The 17,832-nt window shown below is 38.1% G+C and carries 14 protein-coding genes and 1 riboswitch; of the genes, 8 read left to right on the plus strand and 6 right to left on the minus strand.

Annotation, left to right across the window (positions count from 1 at the left end):
* Window positions 1-258: 258 nt before the first annotated feature.
* Window positions 259-1,248 (plus strand): glutaminase, encoded by a 990-nt coding sequence (locus ACOZIR_RS13290; RefSeq protein WP_045291829.1) that lies wholly within the window; start codon window positions 259-261, stop codon window positions 1,246-1,248.
* 103 nt (window positions 1,249-1,351) lie between these two features.
* Window positions 1,352-2,782, plus strand: a complete 1,431-nt coding sequence (locus ACOZIR_RS13295) for an alanine/glycine:cation symporter family protein (RefSeq protein ID WP_071276740.1) — start codon at window positions 1,352-1,354, stop codon at window positions 2,780-2,782.
* Window positions 2,783-2,812: 30 nt separating this feature from the next.
* Here ACOZIR_RS13295 and ACOZIR_RS13300 read toward each other — a convergent pair whose 3' ends face one another.
* The 3 genes from ACOZIR_RS13300 to ACOZIR_RS13310 form a co-directional block, all read right to left on the minus strand.
* Entirely contained in the window at window positions 2,813-4,312 is a 1,500-nt protein-coding gene (locus tag ACOZIR_RS13300; RefSeq protein WP_045294085.1) for a sodium:solute symporter family protein, read from the minus strand.
* Window positions 4,312-4,515 carry a DUF3311 domain-containing protein gene (locus ACOZIR_RS13305; RefSeq protein WP_033578104.1) on the minus strand — a complete coding sequence of 68 codons (204 nt, stop codon included), beginning with the start codon at window positions 4,513-4,515 and terminating at the stop codon, window positions 4,312-4,314. The genes ACOZIR_RS13300 and ACOZIR_RS13305 overlap by 1 nt, the downstream gene beginning before the upstream one ends.
* A gap of 358 nt (window positions 4,516-4,873) precedes the next feature.
* Window positions 4,874-5,473 carry a cupin domain-containing protein gene (locus ACOZIR_RS13310; protein WP_080754378.1) on the minus strand — a complete coding sequence of 200 codons (600 nt, stop codon included), beginning with the start codon at window positions 5,471-5,473 and terminating at the stop codon, window positions 4,874-4,876.
* A gap of 385 nt (window positions 5,474-5,858) precedes the next feature.
* A riboswitch (ZMP/ZTP riboswitch) is annotated at window positions 5,859-5,937 on the plus strand.
* Between the two features lie 56 nt (window positions 5,938-5,993).
* Between ACOZIR_RS13310 and ACOZIR_RS13315 the strand changes: the two genes are divergently transcribed.
* The 6 genes from ACOZIR_RS13315 to ACOZIR_RS13340 all read left to right on the plus strand — a co-directional run bounded on the left by ACOZIR_RS13315 (window position 5,994) and on the right by ACOZIR_RS13340 (window position 14,709).
* On the plus strand, window positions 5,994-7,589 hold the full coding sequence (locus ACOZIR_RS13315) for an APC family permease (protein ID WP_045294084.1): 1,596 nt from the start codon (window positions 5,994-5,996) through the stop codon (window positions 7,587-7,589).
* A gap of 181 nt (window positions 7,590-7,770) precedes the next feature.
* Window positions 7,771-8,817, plus strand: coding sequence for a DUF5105 domain-containing protein (locus ACOZIR_RS13320; protein WP_237758527.1), 1,047 nt, complete (start codon window positions 7,771-7,773; stop codon window positions 8,815-8,817).
* A gap of 151 nt (window positions 8,818-8,968) precedes the next feature.
* Window positions 8,969-9,478, plus strand: a complete 510-nt coding sequence (locus ACOZIR_RS13325; protein WP_014461483.1) for an acyl-CoA thioesterase — start codon at window positions 8,969-8,971, stop codon at window positions 9,476-9,478.
* A gap of 386 nt (window positions 9,479-9,864) precedes the next feature.
* A complete protein-coding gene (ppc, locus tag ACOZIR_RS13330; protein ID WP_045294082.1) occupies window positions 9,865-12,633 on the plus strand; it encodes a phosphoenolpyruvate carboxylase in 2,769 nt (922 codons plus the stop codon).
* A gap of 217 nt (window positions 12,634-12,850) precedes the next feature.
* Window positions 12,851-13,294 (plus strand): hypothetical protein, encoded by a 444-nt coding sequence (locus tag ACOZIR_RS13335; protein WP_045294081.1) that lies wholly within the window; start codon window positions 12,851-12,853, stop codon window positions 13,292-13,294.
* A 407-nt stretch (window positions 13,295-13,701) separates the two neighbouring features.
* Window positions 13,702-14,709: an aromatic ring-hydroxylating oxygenase subunit alpha gene (locus ACOZIR_RS13340; protein WP_045294079.1), complete on the plus strand. Its 1,008-nt coding sequence runs from the start codon at window positions 13,702-13,704 to the stop codon at window positions 14,707-14,709.
* Between the two features lie 30 nt (window positions 14,710-14,739).
* On the opposite strand, the gene ACOZIR_RS13345 is transcribed toward ACOZIR_RS13340, so the two are convergent.
* The 3 genes from ACOZIR_RS13345 to ACOZIR_RS13355 all read right to left on the minus strand — a co-directional run bounded on the left by ACOZIR_RS13345 (window position 14,740) and on the right by ACOZIR_RS13355 (window position 17,634).
* Window positions 14,740-15,495, minus strand: coding sequence for an ABC transporter permease (locus tag ACOZIR_RS13345; RefSeq protein WP_028412093.1), 756 nt, complete (start codon window positions 15,493-15,495; stop codon window positions 14,740-14,742).
* On the minus strand, window positions 15,492-16,229 hold the full coding sequence (locus tag ACOZIR_RS13350; RefSeq protein ID WP_045294076.1) for a phosphate ABC transporter ATP-binding protein: 738 nt from the start codon (window positions 16,227-16,229) through the stop codon (window positions 15,492-15,494). Before ACOZIR_RS13350 ends, ACOZIR_RS13345 begins: the two co-directional genes overlap by 4 nt.
* Window positions 16,230-16,326: 97 nt before the next feature.
* Window positions 16,327-17,634, minus strand: a complete 1,308-nt coding sequence (locus ACOZIR_RS13355; RefSeq protein WP_310878264.1) for a homocysteine synthase — start codon at window positions 17,632-17,634, stop codon at window positions 16,327-16,329.
* Window positions 17,635-17,832: the final 198 nt, after the last annotated feature.

Here is a 17,832-nt window from a genome sequence, read left to right on the forward strand (position 1 = left end):
AAATGTACGGATCTTTTCGAATGAAAGATTTAAAATTCAGATAATTACACCTCCTGAAGTGATTCGTGAATTAGTATACATTGTGACAGCGTCCAGCACAATGGAGAAGAGTGCCAAAGATAAAAATATAATTCCAAAAAATTTTGTAGGTTTTTGTATGCTCTCGTAGGTTGCATTGTACATTAAAAATGAAAATGAAATCGCGCTTTATGAAAGCGCTTTAAAATAAAAAGTTAATGAAGTGATGAGGTGATTTTAATGAAAAGAGAAATAGAACAGGAAATGTCTCACTTACAGCTCACTGCAAAAGATCGGTTACATGAGTGGGTGCAACAAATAAAAGAATTTTCGTCAGAAGGAAAAACGGCTGATTATATCCCCGCTCTGAAAGATATGGACTCGTCTCAATTAGGTATTTGTTTGATTGGTGCTGACGGAACAGTTATCCAGTCTGGGGATTATGAAGCGGTATTTACTCTTCAAAGTATTTCTAAAGTCATTAGCTTTATAGCAGCTTGCTTATGCTGCGGCATTCCTTATGTACTAGAGAGAGTGGATGTAGAGCCGACTGGAGATGCATTTAATTCTATTATAAGACTGGAAATGCATAAACCAGGAAAGCCGTTCAATCCTATGATTAACGCCGGTGCTTTAACGGTTTCATCTCTTTTATCTGGGGAGACGGCAAAAGAAAAATTAAGCTATTTGTTTGATGTGATAACAATGCTTACCGGGAAAACACCGCTCATTAATGAAACCGTCTTTGAATCAGAATGGCAAACGTCTCATCGAAATCGTGCGCTTGCCTACTATTTAAAAGAAACAAACTACTTACAAGGAGAAGTAGAAGAAGTTCTAGAGGTTTACTTAAAGCAGTGCTCAATTGAAGTAACGACTGAAGATATTGCGCTGATCGGATTAATTCTGTCATTAGACGGATATCATCCAGTGTTTCACAAACAAGTAATTCCAAAAGAAGTAGCTAAATTAACAAAAGCGCTCATGCTTACGTGCGGTATGTATAATGCCTCAGGAAAGTTTGCGGCATTTGTTGGTATGCCAGCTAAAAGCGGTGTATCAGGAGGAATCATGTCATTGGTGCCACCTAATACGAAAAAGCAGTCTCCATTTCCTGACGGATGCGGTATCGGAATTTACAGTCCAGCTATTGATGAGTATGGAAATAGCGTAAAAGGCGTTACGCTGCTAAAAAAAATCGCAAAAGAATGGGATTTGAGTATTTTTTAGTCTATTTACGTACTCTTCACTCGCTTCAATAATATAAACACCAAGAGAAAAAACTTTCATGTTTTGCATTTGTTCTACCAAATTTTTTAATGAGGTGATAGGCGTGCAACAAGCAATCGAAAGTGTAATTAGTGTCATCAATGATTTTTTTTGGTCGAATTTATTAATTATTTTACTTGTATCAATCGGTATTTATTTTACGGTTCGCTCCCGTTTTTTGCAGTTTCGCATGTTGAAAGAAATGGTACTTGTTTTGAAAGAAGGACGAGCGGCTAAAGATGGGGGAGTCTCCCCGTTTCAAGCTTTCTGCATAAGCATGGCAGCTCGAGTAGGAACAGGAAATATTACCGGCATAGCGATTGCTATTGCTCTTGGTGGTCCGGGTGCTGTATTTTGGATGTGGATTATTGCCATTATCGGCTCAGTATCAAGTTTTGTAGAAAGTACACTCGCTCAAATCTATAAAGTAAAAGGGTCAAACGGATTTCGAGGAGGACCCGCTTATTATATGGAAAAAGGGTTAAATAAAAGATGGATGGGCGGACTATTTGCTGTACTCATTACACTATCATTTGGCCTGGTGTTTAACGCTGTGCAGTCTAATACGATTACGCTGGCATTTGAGAACTCTTTCGGAACGAGCCGCTTATTGATTGGGATTGTTATGACAGTTATATTTGCGGTAATTATTTTTGGCGGGATCAAACGCATCGCCAAGATATCGGAATACATCGTTGTTGTATTAGCCGTTTTATACATTGGAATGGCTCTGTTCATTATCTTTAAAAATATTGATCAAATGCCTGCGGTTCTATCTCTAATTGTGAAAAATGCATTTGGATTTGAACAGGCGCTTGGGGGATCAATTGGTGCAACGTTAATCAACGGAGTAAAGCGCGGACTGTTTTCCAATGAAGCAGGGATGGGAAGTGCTCCCAACGCGGCGGCAACTGCCGTGACGAGTCACCCAGTGAAACAAGGTCTTATCCAAGCATTTGGTGTCTTGACGGACACACTCGTGATTTGTACAAGCACAGCATTTATCGTTCTCTTATCCCCCGCCTATAAGCAGGGACTAAGCGGCATTGAATTAACGCAAGCTTCTCTTAGTACACATATCGGTTCTTGGGCGTCAGGGTTTTTAGCTATTATGGTATTTCTATTTGCTTTTAGTACGTTAATTGGCAATTACTATTATGGAGAAACGAATATTGAATTTTTAAATTCAAATAAGATGTGGCTTTGGTCTTATCGTATAGGTGTTTTAGCGATGGTTATTTTTGGATCGGTCGCTCAGCTTCAGCTTGTATGGAATTTGGCAGACTTATTTATGGGGATGATGGTAGTGGTAAACTTAATTGCTATTTTTCTATTATCGAAAGTGGCGTTTTCTGCCTTGCATGACTATACTCAGCAGAAAAAGGCAGGAAAAAATCCAGTCTTTTATAAAGATGCGTTAGAAAACAATCAAAATATTGAATGTTGGGAGAGAGAATCGACTTCCTCCCCTTCTGGAAAAGAGAATATTATCTAAAAAAAGTTCAGCCAATTGGCTGAACTTTTTTTATGCGTTTTTCTTTAATTCAGTTTGCGTAGTGCCTTTAGAAAATAATGTTTCTTTCACGCCATTTGTTGCTGCTTTGGTTTTTGCAGCAAAGATTGGATTTAAAATAACAACTACGAGTACGTTAGATAATAATCCCCAGAACCCTTCATAAAGACCAAATGAATTTCCTGTGGCATGGACGGTAAACGTTACAACCAGCCCTACTACTAATCCAGCAATCGTACTTTCTTTCGATTGATTTCTCCAAAACAGGCTGATCACGATAGCCGGGAAGATTTGTACCATGCCGGATACCCCTAGTAACTGTAGGGAAACAAGTGCTTGAGGGAATAATAAACCGAATAAAAGTGCCAGTCCAATAACAACAAAAACCATAGAACGAGTAACCATTGTTAATGTTTTACCCTGTACATTTGGATTAATTAAATCTCTAAATATATTATTTGCAAATAAGTTAGACGCTCCGATAGCCATGATAGAACATGGAATTAATGAAGCAAGAGCAATCGTTGCATAAGCTAACCCTTGGCCAATGCCGCCATATGAATATTGAATTAAGGTTAATAATGCTAATCTAGGATCCGTTGTATCTTGAGGCAATACTTGATAAGCAATAAACCCTAAGAAGATGACTAGAATTAAAACAATATTGTAAAGAGGTAAGAAAACAGCATTTTTACGAAGCGAATCTGCACTTTTAGCAGTGAAAACACCTGTAGCAGCGTGGGCCCACATGAATAAAGCTAAAGCAGATACGAGTGATGCTGTAATAAACCATGGAATGCCTTTAGGTCCTTGTGTTGGGATCGTTAATAGCTGAGGTGCATCCTTTGCAACATTGTCAATCATGTTGCCCCAGCTTCCAAAATGCATAATTGGCAGAGAAACAACCATGAATAACATAATCGCCCATACTAAAATATCTTTAATAATTGCCGTATAAGTGGGACCTTTAATTCCGCTGAAAAAGGTATAAAGAGCCACAAGAAAGAACGAAAGAATAACGACAGCTTTTACGTTAATGTAGCCAGTTCCTGCAACGCGAAGAGTATCTTGAATACCGCTAAGCTGAAGATCGATATATGGAATGAGCATCAATACACCTACTATGGCAATTAAAGAGGAGAGAAATTTACTGCTAAAACGTTCTCTTGCATAATCAGCAAGCGTCGTAAGTTTGTGCTTTTTAGCAACAGTCCAAAGTTTTGGAAGAAAAAAGTATGAAATTAAAAAAGCTAAAACAGAGTAAGGAATGGCAAAAAATGCGATGCTTCCTCCTTGATAAGCTGTACTTGTAAGACCTAGGAATGTATAAGCAGTATATAAATCTGCTCCTACTAAAAGCCAGACGAGCAGGCTTCCAAAACGTCTTCCCCCTACAGCCCACTCTTCAACGGAGCTTCTAGATGATTTGTCACGTCCTGCTATAAAGCCAATGGCGATAACGACAAGAACAATTGCTGATGTGATTAAAAGTGCGGTTAAATTTCCTTGCATTATTCAATGTCCCCCCAAGATTTTTGTAAACGATAAATGATAAATGTACACACAGGCGTTAAGAAGACCCATAAAAATAACCATAAATGCAAAATAGGTAATCCAAAAATAATTGGATGAATGTTATTTACAAAAGGTAAAAAAGCGAATTGAGCAATAAACGGAATGATGAATAAAATAAATATTATGAATTTTCTGTTCAATTTTTACTCCTCCTATAAAATTTATCTAACAATGTTCACTATGATAGCAAGTCTGACATAGTAAAGCAATAAGTTTTTTGAAAATTTCGTTATAAATTATGAAAATTTTTTTAGAAAAACAAAAAAAGAGCATGATGAGAAGAAGATATTTGAAATGATTAGGGAAGAAAAAGCAGGGGAGAACCTAAGCACAGTTGCCTTTGAAGCAAAAAAAGAATGGAAAAGAAGAAAGTTAGTTTTCTCGATGAGATAAAGTATATTACTATTGCATCAAAGAAAAAGAATTTGTATGTTCAAATAAAGATTTATGGAAGCTATAAAAACGAGCAAATAAAAAAACTAGACAATAAGTGCTTGTCTAGTTCCACCACTCTGTCAATGGTCCTTTGTCGCCATAAACAGGATCCGTTGTAGGAATAGGTACTTGTGCAATTTCATCAAATACGTGAGGGCGATCGGTTTGTTTTCCTGTTCGTAAGTTGTAATCCATGCCCTCTGGATAAGCTCCAACCACTTTAAAATCAGCAGTTGACTGCAGACGCATATGCCCTGTACCTGCAGGGAGTACGAGTACATCCCCAGCATGAACCACGATATTTTCTCCCATATGTCCACCTAGTTTTAAACGTGCAGATCCGCTAATTACACCTAGTGCTTCATGAGAATTACTGTGGTAATGGTGAAAATCATATATGCCGCCTACCCAGCTGTTTTTCCAGTTGTGAGAATTAAAAATGCTCTCTACTTTCTCTTTCTTACTAATAAATACGTGTTCATACAACAAAACTGGAAGACGAGGGTGATTTGGAATGGTTCCGTCGTCATCAAAATAAAGAACTTTTACATTTGCATAATTCATAAGCATCCCTCTAACAATCTTTTTTCGTAATTTTCCCTGTTTTTTGCTTGCGTAAACAGAGAAGTTTGCTCGAAGTACTTCATTCGTTGCGAAGTGCATGATATGTAGGTGTTAACGTTTTCCTAAAAGAAGTCTCCCACTTCAAGCGCAGCTAAGTGGTGGGAACTTCACTTTAGTATCTTTTCTTCATATTGTATATAAGTAAAGGGTCTAGTGCAAGAATTCTATGGATATATAGATGTTAATTCGTATTTTGTAAATGAATAATATATATTGGAATAATTTAAGGAAGGGGATTTGCTTATGAGTTAAAAGAATCAAATGATAAGTAAAGTTAGGGTTTCAGTTCTTTTTTGTAATTAAAAAGAGGTTTTTAGGAGATTAATTTTGAATTTTACGAATAATTTATTATTTTTAAAAACTAATGTAAACATTTTTGTGTATTGAGTAATAGTAATGAATGTTATATACTGATAAAAAATATATTCCTATATGTGACTGGCGCAACATGGATGACCATGGGGGAGCATATAGCGTATAAGCCGCGCGCCTGGGCAAACACTTGAGAAAATTTCGCAAGTGTTTTTTTTATTTTCCTAGGGAAGAGGAGTAGATTTGGATGAGCAATATGCAAAGGAAGATGGGAACATTTGCTTTAACCATGACAGGCATAGGTTCGATTATCGGTTCAGGATGGCTGTTTGGCGCATGGAAGGCAGCTCAAATTGCGGGACCCGCGGCTATTTTTTCATGGGTTATTGGAATGGTGGTTATTTTGACCATTGCCCTGTCATATGCGGAACTGGGCGCGATGTTTCCACAAGCAGGGGGAATGGTTAAATATCCTCAGTATTCACACGGATCATTTATTGGGTTTTTGGCTGCTTGGGCTAACTGGATTTCAATTGCTTCAACGATAACAGTGGAGGCTATTGCATCTGTGCAATATATGAGTACTTGGCCGTGGAAATGGGCGCGCTGGACTCATGAATTAGTAGACAATGGCATTTTAACGTCCAAGGGGTTGGCAGTTGCGTCTCTGTTATTGTTCGTTTACTTTTTTGTGAACTATTGGACGGTAAACCTCTTTGCTAAAGCAAACTCATTTATTACGATTGTTAAATTAATTATTCCTGGTTTAACGGCAGGGGCTTTATTTTTTGCTGGTTTTCATAGCGGGAACTTTTCAAGTGAGCATGGAGTTGCCCCTTATGGGTGGGCCAGTGTTTTAACGGCAGTGGCAACATCAGGTATTGTGTTTGCATTTAATGGGTTTCAAAGTCCTGTAAATATGGCAGGAGAAGCAAAATCACCTAATAAATCGATTCCGATAGCTGTAATTGGTTCAATTTTTATTGCTGGAATTGTATATATTATATTACAAATTGTTTTTATCGGAGCAGTAAGTCCGTCATCAATTGCGGATGGATGGAATCATTTGAATTTTAATTCTCCTTTTGCTGATTTAGCGATTGCGCTTGGAATTAACTGGCTAACAATTGTGTTATACGCAGATGCATTTGTTTCTCCTTCAGGCACAGGTGCTACGTATACGGCAACTACTTCTAGAATGTTATACGGGATGCAGCAAAATGGATATTTGCCAAAGATATTTGGTACTCTTCATCCACTTTACAATGTCCCGCGCCCAGCTATGTGGCTAAATTTAGCAGCTTGCTTTTTGTTTCTCTTTTTATTTAGAGGATGGGGTGTCTTAGCAGAAGTGATCTCAGTAGCGACGCTTATCTCTTATATTATGGGCCCTGTAGCGCTTATAACATTAAGAAAAACGGCTTCACACTTTTACCGTCCGTTTTATTTAAAAGGGGCATCAGTTATTGCGCCATGCGGCTTTGTTTTTGCTTCTTTGACGCTTTACTGGGCAAGGTGGCCACTTACAGGTGAAGTGATCTTTATTATGGCAATTGGCCTGCCAGTTTATTTTTATTACCAAGCGAAAAATAAATGGGTGGGCTTTAAAAAAGAATTTTTAACCGGGGCTTGGATGCTTATCTATTTAGCGTGCATGATTTTTATTTCCTACATAGGAAGCGAAAAATTCGGAGGCAAAAATATTTTGCCTTTTGGATGGGATATGCTAGTGATTGCTTGCGTATCGTTAGCTTTTTATTACTGGGGAATTAAAAGTGGAAAACCTAACCGATATATGAAAGAAGCTGAACAAATCAATCAAGAGAATTTTCAATCTAAATAAAAAATACGAGCACGAGCGGGTGCTCGTGTTTTTTTATTTATGGAGAATTTAGACTTAGTTTTTATCAAAATATTGTAAAAAATATAGATTTTAAGGTTTAAGGATTTACACAGAGGGAACCTTTATTTGGGATAAAGTTCTAAAAAAACAAAATAAAGGGGATTGGGCAGCTGTGAAAAAAATGAATGTTTTAGCTTTGGTTTTTGTACTTATGCTAGTATTAGCGGCTTGTAACAGTTCTAAGGAAACGGGAGGATCCACTTCGGCTAAAAATAAGGTGATTGAAGCATCTATTGACAGCGCTTCTTATATTTTAGTAGACAGTGATGAAGGAGCTACAAGTGAAGAAAAAGGGCTGTTGAAAGTCGATTTGAAAGTGAAAAATGTATCCAAAAACAGTATATCCTTATCGGATTACGACGGTGTGTATTTATATGAAGGAGATGAACAATTATCTCCAAAAACGGGAGTGAACAGTCGGGAACTTGGACTAGAAAGCAGTTCATCTGACAAGATTGGCGCTGGAAAGCAAAAAAAATTAACGTTTGTCTTTGAAGTTAAAAAAGATAAAAAGTACAAAATTGGGCTTCAGCCAACATCCTCTGATTATGATGAAGAAATTGACGAAGTAACATTAACACTTGATACGAAGAAATACGCGAAAAGCTATAATAAGCTGCAAGACCCAGAAAAAGCTCTGCAAGCTTACACGGAAGTTCTTTACTTAAACAAAGAAAATGTAGATTATGATAAATATGTAACAGCCGATAAAACAGCTGTCATAGAAGAACAGAAAAAAGCGTTTAACGAGGAATTAAAAGGCGCGTTTTCTAACAGTTTAACCGACAAAGCAAAAAAAGATTTTTTTAACATGTATAAAGACGTCTTAAAAGAAAAAGCAAGTGTAAAGACAAGTGTGATTGCGAATGCAAATAATAAAGCTGTAGTAGAAGTGGAGTACACTACTGTTAATTTATCAGACTTATATTCATACGTATCGCAGCTTAAGCGAGCATATACAGATGAAACGAAAGATTACGATACAAAACACTCTGAAGAGTTTGCGGCTTCTAAGTTCAAAGATATTGTAAATGAATTAGAAACGAAAGAAGGAAGTCGTCCCCTACGAATTTTTATGGTGAAAGAAGATGGGAAATGGACTGTGAAGTCAAGTGACCTATACAGTGACTCTTTAGGTAAAACGTTTGGATCAAGCTACATTCGATAGACAAAAAAGAGAAGAATTTTTCTTCTCTTTTTTGTTTTCTGTAAATAAATCAACGAGTTTTTTGTAAAGCTAAATTTATCAAAATATGCTAGTATAGTTTCATTCATTCTTTTATTCTTATTATGATAGGCATCAATGGAGGTTCTTACTAATGAAAGCAAATTATTGTAAAGATACAAAGGCCGTTCGAACGAGCCGCATTTTCCCTAATGATATTAATAATCACAATACGTTATTTGGCGGAAAATTAATGAGTGATATTGATATGATTGCGTCCATTTCAGCTTATCGTCACAGTCGTACAGAGTGTGTGACGGCTTCGGCAGACTCTATTCACTTCCTGCACCCTATTACGCCTCAGGATTCTGTATGTTTGGAGTCATACGTATCATGGACAGGCCGTTCATCCATGGAAGTGTTTGTGAAAGTGATTAAAGAAAATTTAAAAACCGGGGAGCGTCAAATTGCAGCTACGTCATTTTTAACTTTTGTGGCAATGGATGATGATGGAAAGCCCCGCACAGTACCCGAGCTTATTCCAGAAACAGAAGAAGAAAAATACCTGTTTCAAACGGGGGCAGATCGCGCTGCCACGCGTAAACAAGTGCGTAAAAAAAGCAATGAACTAGCCTCAGTATTGGATTTAGGACAACCTTGGTAGCATAAAAGAGAGGCTGAAAAATATTTTAGCTGAAGTGAAAAACGAACCATTGATCAACATGTTTGATTAGTGGTTCGTTTTTTTTTGTTATGGTGAACGTAGGTTTTATCTGTTTTGTTCCTTCTAGCAGTCGATTGGAAGGCGAGGCGAAGTCTTGCACGGAAACCAACTGCGGTTCAGCTTATGTATCCCATTTGTTCGTCTTAGGATTGGATTCATTTAATTATGTCTCAACCTCTTTTTATATTTGATGAATTTTTCCTCCTAACCGAGAGGAGGAAACAAAATTATATGAAATTTATTTTCGTTCATGGTAATATGAATTTAATATAATTTTCTAAAAAGTTTAAAAAGTACAACATTTATAAAGAAAGGTGTCGTGTCTAATGGTAACAGTAGAAGCAGCAGAAAGACAAAACAGCAGCACTGCCCTGCGCCGTGATGTAAAATTTCTCGGTCAATTGTTAGGGAAAGTTCTGGTTCACCAAGGTGGAGAAGAACTGCTCAACAAAGTAGAAAAAATACGCGAAGTGGCAAAATCACTTAGAGAAAACAAAGATGAAGCCATCTATAAAGAAATAAAAAATGAAATCGTTACTCTTGAACAGCCGATGCGCGCGCAGGTTATTCGGGCGTTTGCCGTTTATTTTCATTTAGTTAATATTGCAGAGCAAAATCATCGAATTCGTCGCAGACGCGAATATCAGCAGCAAGAAGATTCTATTATGCAGCCGGGTTCATTGGAAAGCGCCGTTGTTTCGCTTAAAAATAATGGCGTGGCGCCAGACGTAATAGCTAAGTTGCTTCAAACTTTATCTCTTGAGCTTATCATCACGGCACATCCAACAGAAGCCACTAGACGAAGTGTCCTTGATATTCATAAACGAATGGCTGAGCTTCTGAAAAACTTGGATAATCCAACGTTAACAAAACGTGAGCGTACAGAAATTGAAGAAAGACTGTTTAGCGAAGTGTTAATTTTATGGCAAACAAATGAACTGCGAGATCGCAAGCCAACCGTCATGGATGAAGTCTCCAATGGATTATATTATTTTGATGAAACGTTATTTGAAGTGCTTCCTCAACTTCATCAGGAATTGGAAAATTCATTGCAGGAGAATTACCCCGAAGAAAGTTGGAAAGTGCCTAATATTCTTCGATTTGGTTCATGGATTGGCGGAGACCGAGATGGAAACCCCAACGTAACTCCTAAAGTAACGTGGCAAACGCTTGTCAAACAAAGGAAGTTAGCTATTCGTAAATATAAAGAGTCGCTTACTCAATTGAGACAAAGGTTAAGTCAGTCTACAAAAAGAGTCGCAGTTTCAGATCATCTTCTTGATTCTATTAATCAAGAAATATCGCTGCTGCCTGAGAAAAAGCGATGGAGAATCAAACACGAAGTATATCGCTGCAAGCTTACGATTATGCTTCATAAATTAAATTTAGTTGGAGAGTCGGAAGCAGGTTATCAAAGGTCGGAAGAACTTTTACAAGATTTGTTTCTCATCAAAGACAGTTTGCAAAAGCACCAGCCTCAAGATTATCAGTTAAAAAGCTTGTGTAAATTAATTCGTCAAGTTGAGCTGTTTGGATTTCATTTAGCAACGCTTGACATCCGTAATCACAGCGGAGAACATGAAGCGGCAATCAAAGAAATTTTCCATGCCGTTTCTTTAGCTGAAGATTATTCAGCGTTAACAGAAGAGAAAAAAGTTGAGCTGCTAGGGAAAGTTCTTCAAGACCCAAGACCTGTGCTATCGTTTGTAGAGAATTACTCTAAAGAAACGCAGCAAGTAATTGAAGTATTTAACATGATACATCGAGCACATAAAGAGTTTGGAGAAAGATCCATTGAAGTCTACTTAATCAGTATGACGCAGTCTGCAAGTGATTTGTTAGAAGTCATGGTACTGGCTAAAGAAGCGGGTATTTATCGCCTTCATGCAGATGGCCGTATTGAAAGCAAGTTAAATATAGCTCCGCTGCTTGAAACGATCGATGATCTCACAGCAGGTCCTAAGATTATGGAACAGCTATTTCAATTAGACTTTTATCGAGAGCACTTAAGAAAACAGCAGGATTTGCAGGAAATCATGCTTGGCTACTCAGATGGAAGCAAAGATGGAGGAACGCTTACTGCTAACTGGAAGCTCTACAAAGCGCAGCAGGAAATTCACGATATGGCGAGGAAATATCAAGTTCGTCTGAAGTTTTTCCACGGTCGAGGCGGCTCACTAGGCCGAGGAGGTGGCCCGTTAAACCGAAGCATTTTATCTCAGCCTGTTGAGACACTAGGAGACGGTGTTAAAATTACAGAGCAAGGAGAAGTTCTTTCTTCTAGATACTCTTTATATGACATTGCTTACCGAAGCCTTGAGCAAGCGGTCTCAGCTCTTCTTACAGCGGCAGCAAATGTTTCTCAAGAAGCTGAACAATGTGATATTCGTACACATGAATGGGAAGAAACAATGGACGAGATTTCAACTGCTTCATTACGTAAGTATCAAGAGCTTGTTTTCAAAGACCCAGACTTTTTAACCTACTTTAAACAAGCTACACCTCTTCCTGAGCTGGGGGCTTTAAATATTGGGTCACGTCCAATGAGTCGAAAAGGAAGTGATCGCTTTGAAGACTTGCGAGCAATTCCGTGGGTATTTGCATGGACGCAAAGCAGACAGCTGCTTCCAGCCTGGTACGCTGCAGGTACGGGCTTGCAGCATTTAGTAGAGAAATCCGGAGATATACAGCTTCTTCAGCAAATGTATAAAGAATGGCCGTTTTTCCGCTCGACAGTCGATAACCTGCAAATGGCCTTAACAAAAGCAGATTTAATGGCAGCAAAAGAATATACGGAAATGGTACAAGACCCGGTTATTTCAGAACGGATTTTTACCGCTATTAAAAAAGAGTATAATGTTACGAAAGAAATGATTCTTCAAATCACGGGGCAAAAAGAATTAATGGATCATCTTCCTACGATTAAAGAATCTATTAAATTACGAAATCCGTATGTGGACCCTCTAACCTTCTTGCAAGTTAAGGTTATTTCCAAGCTGCGTGAAGATGAAGCTGAAACGTTAAATGAAGAACTTTTAAAAGAAGCATTATTAACGATTAACGGCATTGCAGCAGGGTTGCGTAACACAGGCTGATGATACCAAAAGACACCTCAAGAAAACAAAAGAGGTGTCTTTTGTTTATTTTTCTCACATAAAGAACTGCCTGTCAGTTCCCTCTCTTTTAAAGAGAACTTCCGTCTGTTAAATAGGCACTGAGAAAAATCAGTGATAAAATAGAGAAGAACTGGTAATATTCTACAAACGAGTGCGAGTGGTGGGATAACTAGATTGAATATGGAGGACGAGGATAATGGTAAAAAATTCACAAATCTTCATGGAAGCTGACTCCGAGAATTCTGTATTTATTGGACTGGAATTTTGTGAGTATACACAGAAAATGAATCCTACTTGTTTGTCCAAGCAGCATGTAAACGTGTCTATTGATCCAGAAGAACTCATCATAGAATTTAAGAAAACAAAAAGTGATAGAACCATCGACGATTTTCACCTGATGCATATCGTGCCGGTTCATTGCTTTAATTATTTATTATGTTCGATTTCCCAAGGTATCGTTACAGATGTTCAGCTGAAAGCGGTCGGTCATCAAGGAGAAACGTTGTTTGAAGAAAGCCTAACATTGAAGTTTCATGAAAAAGCGACGGATTATGAAGAAACGCTCTCGTTTTTCAAGCATTTAAATCAAGAAATACAAAAACAGACGAAAAAATATACAGCCAGTTATATGAGCTCATAATAAAACAAGCTGCGGTTTTAGAAACCGCAGCTTTTATTCGTTTAACCGAAAAAACTATGTTAGAGCTGCTTACAAAGCAAGAGATTTTTCAGTGGGAAATTGATAAAGTAAAAACAAGACAAATCAGTGGACAAAAAAGCTTTTAACGGGTAACCATTCTTTATTTAACATGTATAGATACTTAAGTGAATGTCCCCGTAGTGAGATTAAAAAAATAGCGATGAATACGTATTGTCATTGTAGATGAAGTGCTAAGGTCGCTCTATCTGCAATTATGTAGAATCTTCGCGCGCTTATAGTCTGTTTTACGGAACGAAAAAGCTGCGGAATTAGAAGACCCCCTTCTATTTCTGCGGTTTTTTTTATAAACAAGAAATAAATTTACTTATCGTACGGAGGCGATGCAGATGATTAAAGATTTAGTATTGGCTAAGGAATGGCTGCCTGCAGCTTATTCACATGATTTAACAGATCAGCCCTTGCAAGTAACGATTTTAGAAGAGCGAGTTGCGCTTTTTCGCACAACTAATGCTATTAAAGCATTTAAAGATTTGTGCATCCATCGCGGTGCAGCGTTATCTCTTGGAAAAGTAATAGATGATTGTATTGTGTGCCCTTATCACGGATGGAAATACGATGATACCGGGGCTTGTGTGAAAATTCCTCAACAGCCGCCGGGAAGAGCTATTCCTTCAAAAGCAAAAGCACAGGTATATGACTGCGTTGAAAAGTACGGGATTATATGGGTGAAGATGAACAGCGATGCAGGTGATACTCCTCTTCCTCAGTATGACGAATACCTTAACCCCGGATTTAAAACGGTTTGCGCCAACCCTCATACTCTGCAGGCAGCAGCTCCTCGTGTCGTAGAAAACTTTTTAGATGTAAGCCATTTGGCTTTTGTTCACGAAGGAAGCCTTGGACACTCGGACTACGCGGAAATTCCTGATTATAAGGTACATTGGAAAGATAATCGATACGTTTCTGATGAAATCGCTGTGTACGCAGATGCAGATGGTACGGGTAACTTTGCGACTATTTATTATACTTTTGAAATTCTTCGTCCTACCGTTGCGAGGTTGAAAAAAGTGAACTACGAAACGGGTGAAATCTTTTCGATGCTGTTTGCGGTTTTACCTGAAGATGAAAGAAAGTCGACCGTGTTTGCATTGGTTTCTAGAAACTATTCGTTTGATGCACCTGATCAATATTTCCGTGATTTTCAGCAGCTTATTATTGAACAAGATACGAGCATTGTAGAAAGTCAAAAACCAGAAGAGCTGCCGCTTGACTTACAAGCAGAGCTTCATTTGAATCCGGACCGACTGAGTATTGCCTATAGAAGATGGCTCGGTGATTTAGGAGTGACCTTTGGAAGTGACGTAGGAACAAGATTAAAAAAAGCTGCTCAATAAAAAGAAGAAAGGAGTCTCCTTTCTTCTTTTTTATGTATGCTCACGGATAAGCTGTTGATAGCTATTAAAAAGGGTAGGGTATGTTAAACGGCTTAAGATGACGCAGGAAAGCGTAGCAGACGCTAGAATAGTGAAAACGATGAGCAGCTGGAATTTGACTGCTTGTATCGGATCTGCCCCTCCAATAATTTGGCCTGTCATCATGCCGGGAAGCTGAACGAGTCCAATTGTTTTTTGACTTTCTACAGTAGGAATCATGCTAGCTTTGATTGCAGCATTTAAAATACTATGAATAGCTTGTTTAGGAGTGCCGCCAAGTGCCAGAATCAATTGAATTTCATCTCGCCTTCTATTTACTTCAGCGTCTAACCGATTTAAAAATAAATTGGCCAAAATCATCGAATTTCCAATAATCATACCGCTGACAGGAATGACGTATCGCGGAGTAGCAGGGATAATATGTAGGCCCAGCATAACGCTTTGGGTCAGGATTTCTACAATAAAAAGAGTGACAAATACACGAAAGAAAGCTTTAAATCCCTGCTTTTTTTTCTTGACAACATTTTGGGAAGCGACCGTCAGCATAACGAATAAAATGAGAATCATAAAAGCAGGGTGATTCGCGTCAAAAATAAACGATAAAACATATCCTATCACTAACAGCTGAACGGCTGCTCGAATACTGGCAATGATAATATCTTTTTCGAGTCCTATACGAAAAGATTTTGATAAAAAAAGAGCAATAAAAACGAAAACGATGGTAAAAATCAGTGAAAGTGAACTCATAGAAAGGCTCCTTCAATAAATTGTTTTGTTTCAGCTTTTACAGGAGCATGAAAAAAAGTCTCCGTCTTCGCTTTTTCTATAATCACTCCGTTCATTAAAAGCCAGACTTCCTCTCCTAAACGTTTGGCTTGATCTAAGTTATGGGTAACCCAAATAATCGTTTTATTCTGTTCTTTATGTAAATGAGAAATAAGCTGTTCAATTTCATGAGCAGAAGTGGCATCCAAAGCGGAAGTGATTTCGTCTAAAAGTAAAAGGTCAGATCCGTTCGACAGCGTGCGGGCTAATGATAACCTTTGTCTTTGACCACCGGATAAATCTCTTGCATCCTGCTCTAACAAGTCAGGGGAAAGGCCGGTTAAGGCACAGAGTTCTTCAGGCATAATATCCTGTTTGCCGTGCAGTTTTTGAACAAGCATCATATTATCTCGCACTGTTCCATCAATAACAGGGGCTGATTGAAAAGCGATGCCCACTTTTTTTCGTAAATCAGAAATATTCCATTTGCTAATGTCTTTTCCATATACTTCAATACTTCCTTCATCAGGTGCAGAAAGTAAATTGCACATGGAAAGAAGGGTGCTTTTTCCGGATCCTGATGGTCCTACCATCATGACGAGCGAGCCTTGCATCACTGTACCCGATATGCCTTTTAAAACACTATGTTCTTTATCCTTAAATGTTTTATGAACGTCTGTAAATGTAATGGCGGATATTGAATTGAACGTGTTCATAGTAACTCCTTTTTCATTCGTTTTGTTTATTGTAGCATAAGCGAAAGTATAAAAAGTTATTGGTTGATATAAAAAAAGCTGTGAAAAATCACAGCTTTTAAACAGTTGTATTCACTTTTTGGCTGGCTTTTAAGGCATAATCTAAATCTTCAAGAAGGTCGTCGATTGCTTCTGTCCCAACCGATAGACGAATGAGTTCTGGCGTCACACCCGAAGCTTTTTGTTCGTCTTCAGATAGCTGTTGATGAGTGGTGCTTGCCGGGTGAATAATGAGTGATTTAGAGTCGCCAATATTGGCTACATGAGAAAATAACTGAACCGAATCAATTAACTTAGCCGCAGTGTTTTTTCCTCCCCTTACACCAAAGGTTAAAATTGCTCCTTGTCCTTTAGGCAAATATTTTTGTGCCAAAGAATAGGAAGGGTGGGAAGGAAGCCCCGCATAATTTACCCATTCTACTAATTCATGCTGCTCTAAAAATTTCGCTACCTTTAATGCGTTTTCGCTGTGACGCTCTAATCGCAAATGGAGTGTTTCTACCCCTTGAAGGAGTAAAAAGGAATTAAAAGGTGATAAAGCAGCTCCAATATCTCGTAAAAGCTGAACGCGCGCTTTTGTAATATAAGCAGCTTCACCGGCAGCTTCTGTGTATACGAGGCCATGGTAACTTGGATCTGGAGTTGTTAAGTCTGGAAATTTCCCGCTCGCTTTCCAATCAAATTTTCCACTGTCTACGATAACACCGCCAATTGCTGTTCCATGTCCTCCAAGAAACTTAGTAGCAGAATGAACGACAATATCTGCTCCAAAATCGATGGGACGAAGAAGGTAAGGGCTTGGAACCGTATTATCAATAATAAGAGGAATTCCATGTTCGTGGGCAATGTCTGCAACTGCCTCGATGTCTAGCACATTTCCCTGCGGATTTCCAACGGATTCAGCATAAATTGCCTTTGTTTTGGAAGTGATTGCACTTCTAAAATTTTCTGGATTATCGGCGTTTACAAATTTGACGGTAATGCCCAGTTTAGGAAGCGTAGACGAAAAGAGGTTATATGTTCCCCCGTATAAACTGCTTGCTGATACAATTTCATCTCCTGCAGAAGCGATATTCAAAATGGAAAAGGTAGTAGCTGACTGACCCGAAGCTACTCCTAGAGCACCTACTCCGCCTTCTAACTCAGCAATTCGCTGTTCAAAAACGTCCGTAGTAGGGTTTACAATACGAGTGTAGATATAGCCTTGTTCACTTAAATTAAATAAAGACGCAGCATGCTCCGTATCTTTAAATCCAAATGAGCTTGTTTGATAAATAGGTACGGCACGCGAAAAAGTAGCCGGGTCAAGCTGTTGGCCAGAATGGATGGCTTGTGTTTCAGGACGAAATGGTTTCTTAGCAGACATTGAAACTCCTCCTTAGATTTAAAACTTATAAAAAACATAGGAATAATAAACTTTAATCATAATATACGAATTCTATTGAATGATGTCAAATGATAATTAGAATATTTAGAAAATATAAATAAGATTAATACTGTAATTCAGCATTAAGACATCTCTTTAATTGTTAAAAATACCATAAAAAATATAAAATGTAAGAAA

The organism is Priestia sp. D3YE.R1 (assembly GCF_049199565.1).
GTDB classification, from domain to species: Bacteria; Bacillota; Bacilli; order Bacillales; family Bacillaceae_H; genus Priestia; species Priestia aryabhattai.